The organism is Buttiauxella noackiae, assembly GCF_000737905.1.
GTDB lineage: Bacteria > Pseudomonadota > Gammaproteobacteria > Enterobacterales > Enterobacteriaceae > Buttiauxella > Buttiauxella noackiae.
This window is the reverse complement of sequence record NZ_JPRU01000002.1, coordinates 1,561,070-1,577,283: the sequence shown is the minus strand read 5'-3', so window position 1 is coordinate 1,577,283 and position 16,214 is coordinate 1,561,070. Positions and strand designations below refer to the sequence as shown.

Sequence of the window (16,214 nt, the reverse complement as noted above, 5' to 3'; positions counted from 1 at the left end):
TAATATATTATTAACAACACGACCCGTATCACTCGTTAGCTCAGTATTCCTGGCTGTCCCAGGGTTTGTGTCTTCCGTATTTTCTGCAAGGTTAACATGAGTCTATTTCCCGTTGTCGTGATATTCGGTCTTTCTTTTCCGCCGATATTCTTCGAGCTAATTCTTTCGCTGGCGTTGTTCTGGTTGGTTCGCCGTCTGCTTACACCGACGGGAATTTATGATTTTGTCTGGCACCCGGCATTATTTAATACAGCGCTTTATTGCTGCCTGTTTTATCTGATCTCTCGTCTGTTTGTTTGAGGTTGATGTGAAAGCACTAACAAGAAAAATAACCCGCACTGCCATCACACTGATTCTGGTGCTGCTGGCTTTCATCGCTATCTTCCGTGCATGGGTGTTCTATACCGAATCTCCATGGACGCGTGACGCTCGCTTTACCGCAGACGTTGTCGCCATTGCGCCAGACGTATCGGGCTTAATTACCGATGTGAAGGTTCATGACAACCAACTGGTGAAGAAGGATCAAATTCTATTCACCATCGACCAGCCGCGTTATCAGAAAGCGCTCGAGCAGGCACAGGCCGATGTTGCCTACTACCAGGCGCTGGCCGGGGAAAAACGTCGTGAAGCAGGGCGTCGTAATTCATTAGGGACTCAGGCGATGTCGCGTGAGGAGATTGAGCAATCTAATAACGTGCTGCAGACCGTTTTGCATCAGTTAGCGAAAGCTGAAGCGACCCGTGATTTGGCACAGTTGGATATGCAACGCACTATCATTCGTGCGCCAGCCGAAGGTTGGGTAACAAACCTGAATGTTTATACCGGTGAATTTATTACCCGCGGTTCCACCGCTGTTGCACTGGTCAAACGCGGCACTTTCTACATTCTGGCCTATATGGAAGAAACCAAACTCGATGGCATTCGCCCTGGTTATCGTGTGCAAATCACGCCACTTGGTAGCAATCGTGTGTTACGCGGAACTGTAGACAGTATTTCTGCTGGGGTAACCAACGCCAGCAGTACCCGAGATACCAAAGGGATGGCGACAGTTGATTCCAACCTGGAATGGGTGCGTCTGGCGCAGCGTGTGCCGGTGCGAATTCATCTTGATGAACAACAGGCTAACCTTTATCCCGCCGGGACAACGGCAACTGTCGTGGTGACTGGAGATAAAGATCGTGATACCGACCACGATTCGGTATTCATCAAATTCATGCATCGCTTGCGTGAGTTCGGCTAAGCGTAGGTTGATATGTATTTTATCTCGCGGTTACATCTGCGCTTTGCCATTAAGCTGGCTTTTGCCATCGTATTGGCAATGTTTGTCGGGTTCCATTTCCAGCTTGAAACCCCTCGTTGGGCGGTGCTGACAGCGGCTATCGTTGCGGCAGGTCCGGCGTTTGCCGCAGGTGGTGAACCCTATTCTGGCGCAATTCGCTATCGCGGCATGCTGCGTATTGTTGGCACATTTATCGGCTGTTTTGCTGCCCTGTTTATTATCACTTTACTGATTCGTGCACCGGTAGTGATGCTGCTGGTGTGCTGTATCTGGGCTGGTTTTTGTACCTGGATTTCCTCTCTGGTTAAAGTCGAAAATTCTTACGCGTGGGGGCTTTCCGGCTACACGGCGCTAATTATTGTCGTCACTATTCAGGCTCATCCACTTTTGACACCACAGTTTGCGGTGGAGCGCTGCAGTGAAATCGTAATCGGTATTGTTTGCGCGATTCTCGCTGACTTGCTCTTTTCCCCGCGTTCTATCAAACAGGAAATTGATCGCGAGTTAGATAATTTGCTGGTGGACCAATATCGACTGATGCAGCTGTGTATTGCGCATGGCGATAAAGAGGTGGTTGATAAAGCGTGGGCAGGTCTTGTGCGCCGCACCACGGCTCTCGAAGGGATGCGTACCAATCTCAATATTGAATCTGCTCGTTGGGGCCGGGCGAACCGCCGCCTGAAGGCAATCAATACAATTTCGCTCACGCTCATCACGCAGGCCTGCGAAACCTATCTGATTCAAAACACGCGCCCCGAATTCGTCACGCCCGAATTCCGAGCGCTGTTTGAGGCGCCCGTAGAAACGGCTGCTGATGTCCATAAGCAGATGAAGGTTATCCGCAAATTCATCTCCTACGCTGGCGAGAAAAATACACCCGTTACTATCAGCAGTTGGACTGGCGCAATCACCCGCTACCTTTTGCTAAAACGCGGTGTGGCCAGCAATACGCGTATTAGCGTGGTGGAAGAGGAAGTATTGACCCAGGAAGTGGTGGTCAAAGTGCAGTCTGCCGAAGGCCATCACGCAATGATCAACTTTTGGCGCACCACAGTTTCTTGTCTGCTTGGTAGCTTGTTCTGGCTATGGACAGGCTGGACATCAGGAAGCGGCGCTATGGTTATGATCGCCGTTGTCACATCACTGGCGATGCGCTTACCCAATCCGCGCATGGTTGCGATCGACTTCTTATACGGAATGCTGGTAGCGCTGCCGCTAGGTGCGTTCTACTTCCTGGTTGTCATTCCTTCTACGCAACAAAGTATTCTACTGCTGTGTATTAGCCTCGGTTTGCTTGGTTTCTTCATTGGGATTGAAGTGCAGAAACGACGTCTGGGCTCTATGGGGGCATTGGCTGGGACAATTAATGTCATTGTTCTCGATAACCCGATGACGTTCCACCTCAACACTTTCCTGGACGGCGCGTTGGGGCAGATCGTTGGCTGTTTCCTGGCATTGATGGTGATATTGCTGATTCGTGATAACTCGAAAGAGCGCACCGGCCGCACGCTGTTGAACCAGTTTGTCTCGGCCGCAGTTTCAGCACTGACGACCAACAACAATCGCCGTAAAGAGAACCATCTTCCTGCGCTTTATCAGCAACTTTTCTTGTTGCTCAATACGTTTCCTGGCGATATCGACCGCTACCGTTTAGCGCTGATTTTGATTATTGCTCACCAGAGATTGCGCGATGCGCCGATTCCGGTGAATGACGATCTTTCTGCTTTCCATCGACAACTGCGTAAAACGGCAGACCGCGTGATTTCAGCATCCAGCGACGACAAAAGGCGGCGTTACTTCCAGCAGTTGCTGGAGGAATTAGATATCTACCAGGAGAAATTGCGTGTCTGGGAGGCGCCGCTACAGGTTACCGAACCTGTGAAGCGCCTGGCGTATGTGCTCCATAAATACCAGCATGCCCTGATAGATGCTTAGCCATAGCCGACGCTTACGTCGGCTTTTTTGTATCTATACTTATACCCGTCAGACTGCAAGTTGCAGATGCGTAATTCATAACAGGAGAAAATTATGACAAATCAGGCACTCCAGGACAGTGAATTATTCAACACTGGCTATCTCGTAAATGGTGAGTGGCGGACACTCAGTCAAACTTTCGATGTTCTCAATCCCGCCACAGGTGAAGTCGTCGCTAAAGTCGCAAAGGCTGGTAAAAAAGAGGCTGAAGAGGCTATTGCCGCTGCGGCTAAAGCCTTTCCCGCATGGCGTGCAAAAACGGCCAAAGAACGCTCCACCATTCTCTACCGCTGGTTCCAGCTGATTATTGAGAACAAGAGTTGGCTCGGCCGCTTGATGACCACCGAACAAGGCAAGCCGTTGAAAGAGGCAGAAGGGGAAGTCGAGTACGCCGCAAGTTTTATTCAGTGGTTTGCGGAGCAGGCTAAACGAGCAAATGGTGAAATTATTCCAGCTATCAAACCGGGTTCACGCATCCTGGCAACCCGTGAACCGGTTGGCGTTGTCGCCGCTATTACGCCGTGGAATTTCCCAATGGCAATGCTGACGCGCAAACTCGGACCGGCACTTGCTGCGGGATGTACCGGGATTATCAAGCCTGCTAATAACACGCCTTTATCAGCATTTGCTTTACTCGCGCTGGCGAAAAAAGCGGGCGTACCTGATGGCGTGTTAAATGCTGTAGCCGGTAATACGCAAGAAATCAGCGACGCCATTATGGCGAGCCACGAAGTCCGGAAAATTTCATTCACCGGTTCCACCGCCGTTGGCAAAACGCTGGTGCGTAATGCCGCTGAAACGATGAAAAAAGTCTCAATGGAATTAGGCGGTAACGCACCATATATCGTCTTTGATGATGCTGATATCGATGAAGCCGTGAAAGGAGCTATTGCCAACAAATTCCGCAACGCAGGCCAGGTGTGTGTCAGCGTTAACCGTTTCTTCATTCAAGAAAAGGTTTACGACCAGTTCGTCAACAAACTGGCGGAGGCGGTCAAATCTCTCAAAGTCGGGAATGGTCTGGAAGAGGGCGTCGTTGTCGGGCCATTAATTGAGAAATCCGCAGTCGATAAGGTCCGTGAACACGTGGAAGATGCGCAAGCGAAGGGTGGCAAAGTGTTTGTGGGTGGCAAGAGCCATGAATTGGGTGGCAACTTCTGGCAGCCCACTGTGATTATTGATGCGAATGACGATATGAAACTGGCACAGGAAGAGACATTTGGCCCTGTGGCTGCCTGTTTTCGTTTCAAAACGGAAGAGGAAGTCATTGAGCGGGCAAATAATACGCCATTTGGTTTAGCTGCTTACTTCTATACTCAGAATCTATCGCGTGTATTCCGCGTCTCTCAGGCGCTTGAAAGCGGCATGATAGGTATTAACGAATGCGCAGTTTCGACTGAGCTGGGACCATTTGGCGGCGTGAAAGAGTCCGGTCTTGGCCGTGAGGGTTCAGTATTGGGTCTGGATGAGTTTCTGGAAGTCAAAACCTTGCATATTGGTGGGTTGTAGAACGATTCGTTCTGGTTAAGGTGGCAAGCAATGAAAAAATACACCTTCGATTTTAGTCAGATAGAAGACCAGCCTGGATTCTATCGTCACTTTACCCAGGCATTTCAACTTGAGAAAAAGCAGGTCCACGATCTCGATAGTTTATGGGATGTGGTCATCGGGGGCACTTTACCTCTCCCGGCGGAGATCGAGTTTGTTCATTTACCTGAGATGCAAAGGCGGCGTTATGGGGCTTTGATTTTGCTTTTTGACGAAGCAGAGGAAGAGCTGGAAGGGCAGTTGCGCTTTAACGTGCGCGGCTAAACTCTATTTTAGATATAAAAAAGCCCCCGCAAGCGGGGGCAAAGTCGTCAGAATTTGACGACGAGGGTTTATTTATACAGTTCAGCGGTGGCGTGCCAGGTATCTCCGGTACGCGCTTCGGTTATACGATAAGCCGATGCACCTTCTTTGGTCGCTTTCTGTGATAATTCCTGACGCATATCCATTGGTGCACTGCCAGTCTGACTGACAGAAATGCTACCCATAGACTGCATGTTTTGTGCTTGTTCGCTGTTTACCTGATGCGCGGCTGCGTTAGCGCCGAAAGAGATAACAGACAAAAGGCTCAGTGCTGCGATGGTTAATTTGGTTTTCATGATGTCTACTCCTAAAGTTTTTTATCAACGACCGGAAGGGCTTAACTGCATTTATTGTTCTTGAGGCCGTCGTCTTGATGAATCGGTGTTACTTATACTTGCCAGGCTTATTTATACAGCTCAGCTGTGGCATGCCACGCATCGCCAGAACGTGCTTCTACGATGCGATAAGAAGATGCGCCTTTCGCTTCAGCTTTCTCATTCAGCATTTGGTGCATATCCATTGGTGCACTACCTATCTGGCTTACAGAAACTGTGCCCATCGGCTGAAGATTCTGTGCCTGTTCTGCGTTAACAGATGTCGCTGCGAAAGCACCAAATGACAGCATTGAAAGCAGGCTGGCGGCTACTACTGTTGATTTCATATTCATAATTTTTACCTCGTCGTATTCTTTTATTGGGGTCCTCATTCCGTGACCCTCATCACAAAATCAAGTATACACTAATAACCTGGAAAATTAATACCACGCTAATTATTCTCTATGAAACTTTACAATAATAGAGGTTTTCTTTATTACGTAAAGTTATTAAAAATGATCTTTTATTGCTTTATTTATGTTAAATATAAGTAAAAACAATGAGATATCAAACTTTGACTTTTTGTGCGGTTCATCACATAACTTGCTGATGGGTTCGGTTTTTAAAGCATGAGGAGAGGTGAAAAATAAGATTTGCAGGCAGGCATAAGGAAATAGAAGGATGTATCAGCACGTTGCTCCCGCCATTCAATAACAGCGGGAACAGCCGTTTTAAGACTTAAAGCTCTTGTTCGAAGAGCACCAGAATCGCCTCATAAAGCTCTTTAACCGTGAAGTCTTTGGCTGGCGTAGTAAAGATAGTGTCGTCACCGGCAATCGTACCCAGAATCCCTTCAGCTTTACCTAAAGAATCCAGTAGGCGTGCAATCAACTGTGCAGCACCCGGGCTTGTGTGGATCACAACAACAGCATCGTTGTAATCAATATCCAGTACCAGATTTTTTAATGGACTGGATGTGGTAGGAACGCCCAATTCAGCAGGCAGGCAATACACCATTTCCATTTTTGCGTTGCGAGTACGTACCGCACCAAATTTGGTTAGCATGCGGGATACTTTGGACTGGTTAATGTTTTCGAAACCTTCGTTTTGCAAAGCATGGACGATCTCGCCTTGAGAACTAAATTTCTCTTCTTTCAATAATGCTTTGAATGCTTTGACTAATTCTTCTTGTTTTGAGGAAATACGCATAGGTCACCCATAGAATAGACAGGTCAACAGAGATAACATGATTATGCATTTAAATGAATTTTTATGCAACATGCCCATATCCTTCGAGCCGCAGGGGTGTTGGCTGCACTCCCTCGCCCCAGTCACTTACTGAAGTAAGCTCCTGGGAACTCACTCCCTTGCCGCCTACCTGCAACTCGAATGCTAAAGGGCATAATTAATAGGGTGTAAGCCTGAATTAATGTTATGAAAGGGGCTGATTTTATCAAATTTTGTTATCGAGAAACATGCCTTCGTCACGACTCGAAAATAAGTCGTTAGGTAAATTAAATGTTATCAAAATGATGTTGTTTTGCTGCGTAGGGAGGGGTAATGTAACCGCCTGTTGATGTGACAACATCAGGTTGTGACCGGGCGCTAAGGCGTCGTTTCCACCCGGCGAGTAAATGCAGCAGTAACGTTTCAGGATTGCGTAACGTCGCAAACCTTAAGCGGGAATATTGTAATTACCCCTTCTCTGGATTATGGTCGCCACCGCATGGAGTTACGGCACCTATTTGCTAACCATAATAAGGAGTTTAGGATGAAAGTTGCAGTCCTCGGCGCAGCCGGCGGAATCGGCCAGGCGCTTGCCCTTCTACTCAAGACCCAACTGCCTTCAGGTTCAGAACTCTCTCTGTATGATATTGCACCTGTAACCCCAGGTGTTGCAGTCGATCTGAGTCATATCCCGACCGATGTAAAAATCAAAGGTTTCTGTGGTGAAGATGCAACTCCTGCACTGGTTGGTGCGGATGTGGTGCTTATCTCTGCCGGTGTAGCGCGTAAACCAGGTATGGACCGTTCTGACCTGTTTAACGTCAATGCGGGAATTGTGAAGAATCTGGTTCAACAGATTGCCAAAACTTGCCCTAAGGCATGTATCGGTATTATCACAAACCCTGTGAATACCACCGTTGCTATTGCCGCGGAAGTGCTGAAAAAAGCAGGTGTGTACGATAAAAACAAATTATTTGGCGTAACTACGCTGGACATCATCCGCTCCAACACCTTTGTTGCGGAGCTGAAAGGCAAACTGCCGACGGATATCGAAGTCCCTGTTATTGGCGGACACTCTGGCGTGACTATTCTGCCACTGCTGTCTCAGATCCCAGGCGTAAGCTTCTCTGAGCAGGAAGTTGCTGATTTAACTAAGCGTATTCAGAATGCGGGTACTGAAGTTGTAGAAGCGAAGGCTGGTGGCGGGTCTGCAACTCTGTCAATGGGCCAGGCTGCTGCACGTTTTGGTCTGTCTCTGGTTCGCGCTCTGCAAGGCGAAAGCAATGTGGTTGAATGTGCGTATGTTGAAGGCAATGGCGAGCACGCTCGTTTCTTCTCTCAGCCGCTGCTGCTGGGTAAAAACGGTATTGCAGAGCTCAAATCTTACGGCAAACTGAGTGCGTTTGAGCACCAGGCGCTGGAAGGTATGCTCGATACCCTGAAGAAAGATATTACTCTTGGTGAAGAGTTCGTTAACAAGTAAACACCAGACTTCAGAGATAAAAAAACCGGAACTGAGTTCCGGTTTTTTATTGCCTGAGATTCAACATTTATCAGTTAGTGGCGGGATATTCCTGAATCGTCACTTGTAACGTCAGCTTCTTATCATCGCGCATCACTTCAACCGGAATGACTGAACCTGGGCGAATTTCTGCCACCTGATCCATAGTGCCTAATGCTGAAATGGCTGGCTTATTGTTCACCGAAATAATCACGTCGTTAACCAGAAGACCTGCTTTCGCTGCAGGGCCACCAGGTGAAACTTCGTTAACGATGATCCCTTGAATCTGATCGATGCCGGTAGCCGGACCATGCAATGGTGTTATCTCACGCCCGCCAATACCAATGTAACCACGAATCACGCGGCCATCGCGAATAAGCTTATCCATGATTTTGGTGGAAAGCTGAGTAGGGATTGCAAAGCCAATACCTTCTGGTGTTTCGCCATCATTACTTTTATCAAAAGACAATGTGTTAATACCCATTAACTCGCCCAGCGAGTTAACCAGTGCGCCACCGGAGTTACCGTGGTTAATCGAGGCGTCAGTTTGCAGGAATGACTGGCGACCTGAAGGGCTAAGGCCAATACGACCCGTCGCGCTGATTATCCCCTGTGTAATGGTCTGCCCAAGGTTATACGGGTTACCAATCGCCATGACGACATCACCAATATGCGGCACTCGCTTATTGTTGATAGGAATAACAGGGAGGCTGGTGGCATTGATTTTCAATACAGCCAGGTCGGTAAGGCTGTCGGAGCCAACCAGTAGTGCTTCAAACACACGGCCATCTTGCAGTGCAACGATGATTTGTTCGGCATCATTAATGACATGTTTATTGGTAATGATGTAACCACGCTCGTCCATGATCACGCCTGAACCAAGAGTTTTAATTTCTAGCTGATTTTGCGAGTTGTTACCGATGCTGCGGTTGTATACGTTCACCACAGCAGGCGCAGCACGTCGCACCGCAGAGTTATAGCTCAGCGGAGTTTCATCAGCACTGTCAAACTTTGAGGGGGCTAAAGGGACGATTTTCTGGCGTAGAGTTGGTAATGCAACCAACAACAATCCAGCCACAATCAGGCCAATTACCACCGAGCGTAATATCTTTAGAAACATGGATTTGAATTAGTTAATAATAAGCCGGAAGCAGAATAGCATGAGTTAATCGGACATCGTACACAGATGTCCGATTACTGAGCAGATTAACGTACTAACAGATATATGCTCTCTTCACCGCGCGCCACATGCAACGCAATAACGTCTGGTTTGCTTTCCAGAACCTTACGCATTTCCGCGATGCTTGCGACCCGTTCGCGGTTCACGCCAATGATGAAATCATCTTTATGTAAGCCGGCTTGTGCCGCAGGCGTACCTTTTTCAACGCTGTCGAGTTTAATGCCCTTAGTGCCATCTTTTAACTGGCCGTCACTCAGAGTTGCGCCTTGCAAGGCTGGCATAATCAGTTCTGCGTTGGCTGATGATGCCGTACTTTTATCCAGCGTCACGCTCACTTCCAACGGTTTCCCATCGCGCAGCAAGCCCAGTTTCACTACAGTTCCGGGTTCCGTTGTGGCGATTTTTGCTCGCAGCTCAGCAAAACTGTTGATGGCTTTGCCATTCAAACTGGTAATCACATCACCGGCTTTCACGCCTGCTTTTGCTGAACCTGATTGCGGTAAGACTTCGCTGATAAACGCGCCACGCTGAGTTGTGAGGTTGAAGGCTTTAGCGATATCCGCACTCATCTCAGTACCTTTAATACCGAGCAAGCCGCGTTTGATTTCACCAAACTCCATCAGTTGTTTAGCCAGGGTTTGCGCCATATTACTTGGGATAGCAAAACCGATACCTACACTGCCGCCGCTTGGCGCGAGAATCGCGGTATTAATGCCGATAAGCTCACCGTTCAGGTTCAGCAACGCGCCACCGGAGTTACCACGGTTAATGGAAGCATCTGTCTGGATAAAGTTTTCCAGCCCTTCCAGGTTAAGGCCGCTACGACCTAATGCCGAAATGATACCCGACGTCGCGGTTTGCCCAAGGCCGAATGGATTCCCTACAGCAACAGCAAAATCACCCACGCGCAGTTTGTCTGAGTCTGCCACGGCGATTTGCGTCAGGCCGCTGGCATTCTGGATTTGAATCAATGCGATATCACTTTGATCATCACCACCAATTAATTTGGCATCAAACTCACGTCCATCATTTAACTGCACGCTGATTTTCTCTGCGTGGTTGATGACGTGATTATTGGTTAACACATAGCCTTTTTCTGCATTGATGATGACGCCAGAGCCCAGACCTTCAAATGGCTGAGCTTCCGATGGTGGCATGTCATCACCAAAGAACTTTTTAAACTCTTCCGGGACTTTCTGGCTCGGTGCAGCCGCTGTGCCTTCTACCTGCACGCTGACTACCGCGGGTAAGACTTTTTCCAGCATTGGTGCAAGGCTTGGTATTGCTGCCTGGCCCGGAACTTGTGCTGGCAACGCCGCATTTACCTGCGATGCAATACCGAACGTTAGCCCGACACTTATCGCTAATGCACTCAACAACAGTGTTTGTTTCTTCATTGGTTGCTTGCTCTCGTGACCTGGAAAAAGGAAAACCCGACCGACTTGTCATCTACCAGGATACAGGGGATGACACTCCGATGTTATTGAAATATCAACCGGGTAACAATGTTGTTATAGAGTGATGAGATACTAGTAAATGATAGCTGTGCGTGAGAGAGATTGGGGTACGAAAACCGTACCCCAGGAAAAAAATACAGAATTGTGATTAATCGCGTTTTGCGCGTTCAGTACGCAGCAAACCGGATGCGCCATCGGAATAGTCACGCGGCATTTGAACCGGTGCCTGATCGTTGCTGGCTTCAGACTCAGCGAGGCGGTTTCGGAATGGATTCGCTTCTGCTGACATTTCTGGCAGCAAGCTGCTGGAGCTTTTTGCCATGTGTTGATAAAGCTGGCGGTAATCATGAGCCATGTTGTCGAGCAATTCGGCACTACGTGCAAAATGACTGACTAACTCTTCACGATACTCTTCAAGTTCTGCTTTGTTTTTCTCAATTTCGTACTGCATTGCTTGCTGCTGACGCAGCTTGCGGTTGCCGAAACGCATAGCAACTGCACCAACGATGATGCCAACAACTAACCCAATTAGCGCATATTCCCAGGTCATGAACTTCTCCCGTTGTATTGTGTTTCCGTAGGGTAATGTAGCCACTATAACCGTTAACCTAAGAGAAGTGGAATCCTGACGCAGCATCGCTTAGGGTAGAACGGCCTTTTTTTCGACAACCGTCCTTTTTTGAGCATTAAGTAAACGGCAATCCGATTTTTAAGGGAATACCATAATACCATGCAAAATATCTCTCCCGCATTGCGCTACCAACAAGCCCTGACCGAGGGCAGCTATCAACCGGATGATGTGCAGCGTGAAGCTGTTGCCAGACTGGACGCCATTTGGCAGGCACTAACCAGCCAAACGCCAACTGTGGCAGCAAGCGGTAGTTTCTTTGGCAAGCTCTTTGGTAAACGTAGCGCTTCGGCAAATCAGGAGCCTGTCCATGGGCTCTATATGTGGGGGGGAGTGGGGCGAGGAAAAACGTGGTTAATGGACATGTTTTTTCAGAGTCTACCTGGCGAGCGCAAGCAGCGGCTGCACTTTCATCGATTCATGCTGCGTGTGCATGAAGAACTGGCCGAGCTGCAAGGGCAAACCGATCCGCTGGAATTGATTGCAGACCGCTTTAAAGCACAGACGGACATTCTGTGTTTTGACGAATTTTTTGTCTCGGATATCACTGATGCAATGCTGCTTGGCACGTTGATGCAGGCTCTGTTTGCGCGCGGAATTACGCTTGTGGCTACATCTAATATTCCGCCAGATGATTTGTATCGTAACGGTCTACAGAGGTCGCGATTTATCCCTGCGATTGACTCGATAAAACGCCACTGTGCAATCATGAACGTTGATGCGGGTATCGATTACCGTTTGAGAACGCTGACTCAGGCCCATTTATGGCTTTCTCCGCTTAATGACGAAACTGCAGGGCAAATGGAAAAACTCTACACAGCTCTGGCCGGCGCAGTGCGGGAAGGAGAGCCGGTGTTGGAAATTAACCATCGTCCATTAGCTACTTTAGGCCTTGCCAATCAGACGCTTGCGGTTGATTTCAATACATTGTGTGTCGATGCTCGCAGCCAGCATGACTACATCGCATTGTCGCGTCTGTTCCATACCGTGATGTTGTTTAATGTACCGGTTATGAATACGCGTAATGAAAATGAAGCACGTCGCTTCATCGCTCTGGTAGATGAGTTCTACGAACGTCACGTCAAGCTGGTGGTATCAGCGCAAGTTTCTCTATTCGAGATTTATCAGGGAGAAAGATTGCGCTTTGAGTTCCAGCGCTGCCTGTCGCGCTTGCAGGAAATGCAAAGTGAGGAGTATTTGCGTTTGTCGCATATGCCTTAAACCGCAATTGAGGCCGGGGCTAACTACAAAGTGAGACAAAAACGACAAAAAGGTTCGACCTTTAGGGGCGACTTCCCTATAATCTTGCGACCCCACGTTACAACCAAAGTTTTTTTCCCAAAACTTGGTCGTGCTGGCATTGGCTATTCGAAGGGGTAGGTTTGCCGGACTTTGTCGTGTGAACCTTGAACTGATTTTAAACGTTTGGGTGAACACCTACGTGTAACTATATATTGGGTAAGCTTTTAATGAAAACTTTTACAGCTAAACCAGAAACCGTACAGCGCGACTGGTTCGTTGTTGACGCTGACGGTAAGACCTTAGGTCGCCTGGCTACTGAACTGGCTCGCCGTCTGCGCGGTAAGCACAAAGCGGAATACACTCCGCACGTTGATACTGGTGATTACATCATCGTTCTGAACGCAGAAAAAGTTGCTGTAACCGGCAACAAGCGTACTGACAAAGTGTATTACCATCACACCGGCCACATCGGTGGTATCAAACAAGCGACCTTTGAAGAGATGATTGCCCGCCGTCCTGAGCGTGTGATTGAAATCGCGGTTAAAGGCATGCTGCCAAAGGGCCCGCTGGGCCGTGCTATGTTCCGTAAACTGAAAGTTTACGCGGGCACCGAGCACAACCACGCGGCACAGCAACCGCAAGTTCTGGACATTTAATCGGGATTATGGCAATGGCTGAAAATCAATACTACGGCACTGGTCGCCGCAAAAGTTCCGCAGCTCGCGTGTTTATCAAACCGGGCAGCGGCAAAATCATCATCAACCAACGTTCTCTGGAACAGTACTTCGGTCGTGAAACTGCCCGCATGGTAGTTCGTCAGCCGCTGGAATTGGTTGATATGGTTGAGAAATTCGATCTGTACATCACTGTTAAAGGTGGTGGTACTTCTGGTCAGGCTGGTGCGATCCGTCACGGTATCACCCGCGCTCTGATGGAGTACGACGAGTCCCTGCGTGGCGAACTGCGTAAAGCTGGTTTCGTTACTCGTGATGCTCGTGAAGTTGAACGTAAGAAAGTCGGTCTGCGTAAAGCACGTCGTCGTCCTCAGTTCTCCAAACGTTAATTGTCCTCTGCTTTTGCAGAATACAATTTACGAAAAAACCCGGTCCTGTACCGGGTTTTTTTATGCCTGAAAATTATATTTAGTGTTACTAACGATATGATAAAACTGGATTTTCAGTCAAATTCCAGATCCGTCCCCCACAAAACCCGTAAAATCTGGTAAACTATCAACCAATTTTCTGCCCGCATGTCGGCATCAGTTTGTTTTCGCCTCGTTTTCTGGCAACTGGTGGTGTTCCGGCGTTGTTGGGTATCAAACGGTCAGGTTAGTTGCCGCTTGCGGCTATTAGCAGTAATTTTCTGATAAACTTGGAGGTTTTCATGGCTGTCGCTGCCAACAAACGTTCGGTGATGACGCTGTTTTCCGGTCCTACTGACATCTATAGCCACCAGGTGCGTATCGTACTGGCTGAAAAAGGTGTTAGCGTTGAAATTGAGCATGTGGAAACGGATAACCTGCCTCAGGATCTGATTGACCTCAACCCAAATCACAGCGTACCGACCCTGGTTGACCGCGAACTTACCCTGTGGGAATCCCGCATCATCATGGAATATCTTGATGAGCGTTTCCCGCACCCACCATTAATGCCGGTTTACCCGGTTGCACGTGGTGAAAGTCGCCTGTACATGCATCGTATCCAGAAAGACTGGTATTCCCTGATGCATATCGTGATGAACGGTTCTGATCAAGAAGCTGATGCTGCGCGCAAGCAATTACGTGAAGAACTGCTGGCCATCGCACCTGTATTCACTCAGAAACCTTTCTTCCTGAGTGATGAATTCAGCCTGGTAGATTGCTACCTGGCACCGCTGCTGTGGCGTTTGCCGCAGATGGGTATTGAGTTGACAGGCGCGGGTTCTAAAGAGATGAAAGGTTATATGACTCGCGTGTTTGAGCGTGATTCATTCCTCGCTTCTTTGACCGAACCTGAGCGCGAAATGCGTCTTCAGACCCGGGGCTAATTGATGGAAATGTCGCAATTGTCACCACGTCGTCCTTATCTGCTTCGTGCTTTCTACGAGTGGCTACTGGATAACCAGCTCACACCGCACTTGGTTGTGGATGTGACATTGCCAGGCGTGCATGTGCCTATGGAATATGCACGTGACGGGCAAATTGTCCTGAATATCGCTCCGCGTGCAGTAGGAAACCTGGAGTTAGCCAACGGTGATGTGCGTTTCAATGCGCGTTTCGGTGGTGTGCCACGTCAGGTGTTTGTTCCTATGGCTGCGGTTCTGGCTATTTATGCGCGTGAAAATGGTGCTGGCACCATGTTCGAGCCGGAAGCTAGCTATGACGAAGATGGTGAAAGTCATAACGATATTGAGCAGCAACCATCGGATTCAGAAATGGTGATGCAGGTGATCGATGGTGATCGCCCGGATCACGATGAAGATGAAGACGGTCCGGATGATGAGCCTCCTCCACGTGGTGGCCGTCCGGCATTACGCGTAGTGAAGTAACTCGCGAATTCATGCTCGTCAAAGTGCAAATCCGAAGCCAGTCTTATGACTGGCTTTTTACTACCTTAAACAAGTCTACAGGCTGCATCTTTACGTAAGACATGATTTGCTGTGTTATGATTCGGCAATATTATTTGCGATGCTTCCTCCATAAACGGCCTATTCTGACGCTATGAGTACATTTGACGAGCAACCATCTGAGACGACTGAAACCATCGGACATACGATGCGCCGTCGCCCGCTTGCGCGTAAAAAACTCTCTGAAATGGTGGAAGAAGAGCTTGAGCAAATGATTCGCAGACGTGAGTTTGCTGAAGGCGAACAATTGCCTTCCGAGCGCGAACTTATGGCCTTTTTCAATGTTGGTCGCCCCTCAGTACGTGAAGCACTGGCGGCGCTTAAAAGAAAAGGTCTGGTGCAAATTAGTAACGGAGAGCGCGCTCGCGTTTCTCGTCCTTCTGCAGATACCATCATTGGTGAGCTGTCAGGTGTAGCTAAGGATTTCCTTTCTCGCCCTGGCGGGATTGCGCACTTTGAACAACTGCGTATGTTCTTTGAATCCAGCCTGGTTCGCTATGCCGCTGAGTTTGCCACGGACGATCAAATCGCTCGTCTTGGAAAAGCGCTGGAGATGAATAACCAGGCCCTGGATGATAACGATCTGTTTATTCGATCCGATATCGAATTCCACCGTGAATTGGCTGAGATCCCTGATAATCCGATCTTTATGGCGGTGCATGTCGCATTGCTGGACTGGTTGATTGCGGCACGACCAACAGTTTCTCAGGACGTTCTTCACGCCCACAACAACATTAGCTATCAACAGCATATTGAGATTTATAACGCGATTCAGGCTCGTGATCCTGATGCTGCTGACGCGGCATTAAAAGCTCATTTGAAAAGCGTGTTCGCTTCCTACTATCCCACTCCGCGCAAGCGCACTTCCAAAAAGTAGCTAACTTTAATCTGAGATCCCTCGCACACTTTTTTAGTATGTCTCATTAGCCATCATAATTTCATATGAGCAAGATCGCA

General features: G+C 48.5%; 18 protein-coding genes. 12 read left to right on the top strand and 6 right to left on the bottom strand.

Features of this window, described 5'->3' with window-relative positions; all coding sequences use genetic code 11:
* Positions 1 to 96 precede the first annotated feature (96 nt).
* From aaeX to IX31_RS15685, 5 genes are all read left to right on the top strand, one after another.
* Entirely contained in the window at positions 97 to 300 is a 204-nt protein-coding gene (gene aaeX / locus IX31_RS15705; protein WP_034459825.1) for a p-hydroxybenzoic acid efflux pump operon protein AaeX, read from the top strand.
* Between the two features lie 7 nt (positions 301 to 307).
* Positions 308 to 1,240: a p-hydroxybenzoic acid efflux pump subunit AaeA gene (aaeA, locus tag IX31_RS15700; RefSeq protein ID WP_034459824.1), complete on the top strand. Its 933-nt coding sequence runs from the start codon at positions 308 to 310 to the stop codon at positions 1,238 to 1,240.
* Between the two features lie 12 nt (positions 1,241 to 1,252).
* On the top strand, positions 1,253 to 3,214 hold the full coding sequence (aaeB, locus tag IX31_RS15695; protein ID WP_034459822.1) for a p-hydroxybenzoic acid efflux pump subunit AaeB: 1,962 nt from the start codon (positions 1,253 to 1,255) through the stop codon (positions 3,212 to 3,214).
* A gap of 93 nt (positions 3,215 to 3,307) precedes the next feature.
* Positions 3,308 to 4,762: an NAD-dependent succinate-semialdehyde dehydrogenase gene (locus IX31_RS15690; protein WP_034459819.1), complete on the top strand. Its 1,455-nt coding sequence runs from the start codon at positions 3,308 to 3,310 to the stop codon at positions 4,760 to 4,762.
* A gap of 30 nt (positions 4,763 to 4,792) precedes the next feature.
* Positions 4,793 to 5,065, top strand: coding sequence for a barstar family protein (locus IX31_RS15685; protein WP_034459816.1), 273 nt, complete (start codon positions 4,793 to 4,795; stop codon positions 5,063 to 5,065).
* A gap of 68 nt (positions 5,066 to 5,133) precedes the next feature.
* Here the strand turns inward: IX31_RS15685 and yhcN (IX31_RS15680) are convergent, their stop codons facing one another.
* The 3 genes from yhcN (IX31_RS15680) to argR all read right to left on the bottom strand — a co-directional run bounded on the left by yhcN (IX31_RS15680) (position 5,134) and on the right by argR (position 6,627).
* Positions 5,134 to 5,400, bottom strand: coding sequence for a peroxide/acid stress response protein YhcN (gene yhcN, locus IX31_RS15680; protein ID WP_034459815.1), 267 nt, complete (start codon positions 5,398 to 5,400; stop codon positions 5,134 to 5,136).
* Between the two features lie 107 nt (positions 5,401 to 5,507).
* Positions 5,508 to 5,771 (bottom strand): peroxide/acid stress response protein YhcN, encoded by a 264-nt coding sequence (gene yhcN, locus IX31_RS15675; protein WP_034459813.1) that lies wholly within the window; start codon positions 5,769 to 5,771, stop codon positions 5,508 to 5,510.
* Positions 5,772 to 6,156: 385 nt separating this feature from the next.
* Positions 6,157 to 6,627, bottom strand: coding sequence for a transcriptional regulator ArgR (gene argR, locus IX31_RS15670; protein ID WP_034459812.1), 471 nt, complete (start codon positions 6,625 to 6,627; stop codon positions 6,157 to 6,159).
* Positions 6,628 to 7,189: 562 nt separating this feature from the next.
* Here argR and mdh point away from each other — a divergent pair.
* A complete protein-coding gene (mdh, locus tag IX31_RS15665; RefSeq protein WP_034459810.1) occupies positions 7,190 to 8,128 on the top strand; it encodes a malate dehydrogenase in 939 nt (312 codons plus the stop codon).
* Between the two features lie 70 nt (positions 8,129 to 8,198).
* Here mdh and degS read toward each other — a convergent pair whose 3' ends face one another.
* The 3 genes from degS to zapG form a co-directional block, all read right to left on the bottom strand.
* Complete coding sequence (gene degS, locus IX31_RS15660) at positions 8,199 to 9,266, bottom strand: outer membrane-stress sensor serine endopeptidase DegS (RefSeq protein ID WP_034459808.1); 1,068 nt, start codon at positions 9,264 to 9,266, stop codon at positions 8,199 to 8,201.
* Between the two features lie 86 nt (positions 9,267 to 9,352).
* Positions 9,353 to 10,723: a serine endoprotease DegQ gene (degQ, locus tag IX31_RS15655; protein WP_034459806.1), complete on the bottom strand. Its 1,371-nt coding sequence runs from the start codon at positions 10,721 to 10,723 to the stop codon at positions 9,353 to 9,355.
* 208 nt (positions 10,724 to 10,931) lie between these two features.
* Positions 10,932 to 11,333 carry a Z-ring associated protein ZapG gene (gene zapG / locus IX31_RS15650; protein WP_034459804.1) on the bottom strand — a complete coding sequence of 134 codons (402 nt, stop codon included), beginning with the start codon at positions 11,331 to 11,333 and terminating at the stop codon, positions 10,932 to 10,934.
* 180 nt (positions 11,334 to 11,513) lie between these two features.
* Here zapG and zapE point away from each other — a divergent pair, with 180 nt between their 5' ends.
* From zapE to IX31_RS15620, 6 genes are all read left to right on the top strand, one after another.
* On the top strand, positions 11,514 to 12,632 hold the full coding sequence (gene zapE, locus IX31_RS15645; protein WP_034459802.1) for a cell division protein ZapE: 1,119 nt from the start codon (positions 11,514 to 11,516) through the stop codon (positions 12,630 to 12,632).
* A gap of 248 nt (positions 12,633 to 12,880) precedes the next feature.
* Positions 12,881 to 13,309 carry a 50S ribosomal protein L13 gene (gene rplM / locus IX31_RS15640; protein ID WP_034459800.1) on the top strand — a complete coding sequence of 143 codons (429 nt, stop codon included), beginning with the start codon at positions 12,881 to 12,883 and terminating at the stop codon, positions 13,307 to 13,309.
* 14 nt (positions 13,310 to 13,323) lie between these two features.
* Positions 13,324 to 13,716, top strand: a complete 393-nt coding sequence (rpsI, locus tag IX31_RS15635; protein WP_034459799.1) for a 30S ribosomal protein S9 — start codon at positions 13,324 to 13,326, stop codon at positions 13,714 to 13,716.
* 320 nt (positions 13,717 to 14,036) lie between these two features.
* Positions 14,037 to 14,678: a stringent starvation protein SspA gene (sspA, locus tag IX31_RS15630; RefSeq protein ID WP_034459797.1), complete on the top strand. Its 642-nt coding sequence runs from the start codon at positions 14,037 to 14,039 to the stop codon at positions 14,676 to 14,678.
* A 3-nt stretch (positions 14,679 to 14,681) separates the two neighbouring features.
* Positions 14,682 to 15,179: a ClpXP protease specificity-enhancing factor gene (gene sspB, locus IX31_RS15625; RefSeq protein ID WP_034459794.1), complete on the top strand. Its 498-nt coding sequence runs from the start codon at positions 14,682 to 14,684 to the stop codon at positions 15,177 to 15,179.
* Positions 15,180 to 15,351: 172 nt separating this feature from the next.
* Positions 15,352 to 16,134: a transcriptional regulator NanR gene (locus IX31_RS15620; RefSeq protein ID WP_034459791.1), complete on the top strand. Its 783-nt coding sequence runs from the start codon at positions 15,352 to 15,354 to the stop codon at positions 16,132 to 16,134.
* The last annotated feature ends 80 nt before the right edge of the window (positions 16,135 to 16,214 follow it).

Coding starts and splice junctions, on each gene's coding strand:
- aaeX (WP_034459825.1), top strand. CDS start 97: ATGAGTCTATTTCCCGTTGTCGTGATATTCGGTCTTTCTTTTCCGCCG.
- aaeB (WP_034459822.1), top strand. CDS start 1,253: ATGTATTTTATCTCGCGGTTACATCTGCGCTTTGCCATTAAGCTGGCT.
- IX31_RS15690 (WP_034459819.1), top strand. CDS start 3,308: ATGACAAATCAGGCACTCCAGGACAGTGAATTATTCAACACTGGCTAT.
- IX31_RS15685 (WP_034459816.1), top strand. CDS start 4,793: ATGAAAAAATACACCTTCGATTTTAGTCAGATAGAAGACCAGCCTGGA.
- yhcN (WP_034459815.1), bottom strand. CDS start 5,400: ATGAAAACCAAATTAACCATCGCAGCACTGAGCCTTTTGTCTGTTATC.
- yhcN (WP_034459813.1), bottom strand. CDS start 5,771: ATGAATATGAAATCAACAGTAGTAGCCGCCAGCCTGCTTTCAATGCTG.
- argR (WP_034459812.1), bottom strand. CDS start 6,627: ATGCGTATTTCCTCAAAACAAGAAGAATTAGTCAAAGCATTCAAAGCA.
- mdh (WP_034459810.1), top strand. CDS start 7,190: ATGAAAGTTGCAGTCCTCGGCGCAGCCGGCGGAATCGGCCAGGCGCTT.
- degS (WP_034459808.1), bottom strand. CDS start 9,266: ATGTTTCTAAAGATATTACGCTCGGTGGTAATTGGCCTGATTGTGGCT.
- degQ (WP_034459806.1), bottom strand. CDS start 10,723: ATGAAGAAACAAACACTGTTGTTGAGTGCATTAGCGATAAGTGTCGGG.
- zapG (WP_034459804.1), bottom strand. CDS start 11,333: ATGACCTGGGAATATGCGCTAATTGGGTTAGTTGTTGGCATCATCGTT.
- zapE (WP_034459802.1), top strand. CDS start 11,514: ATGCAAAATATCTCTCCCGCATTGCGCTACCAACAAGCCCTGACCGAG.
- rplM (WP_034459800.1), top strand. CDS start 12,881: ATGAAAACTTTTACAGCTAAACCAGAAACCGTACAGCGCGACTGGTTC.
- rpsI (WP_034459799.1), top strand. CDS start 13,324: ATGGCTGAAAATCAATACTACGGCACTGGTCGCCGCAAAAGTTCCGCA.
- sspA (WP_034459797.1), top strand. CDS start 14,037: ATGGCTGTCGCTGCCAACAAACGTTCGGTGATGACGCTGTTTTCCGGT.
- sspB (WP_034459794.1), top strand. CDS start 14,682: ATGGAAATGTCGCAATTGTCACCACGTCGTCCTTATCTGCTTCGTGCT.
- IX31_RS15620 (WP_034459791.1), top strand. CDS start 15,352: ATGAGTACATTTGACGAGCAACCATCTGAGACGACTGAAACCATCGGA.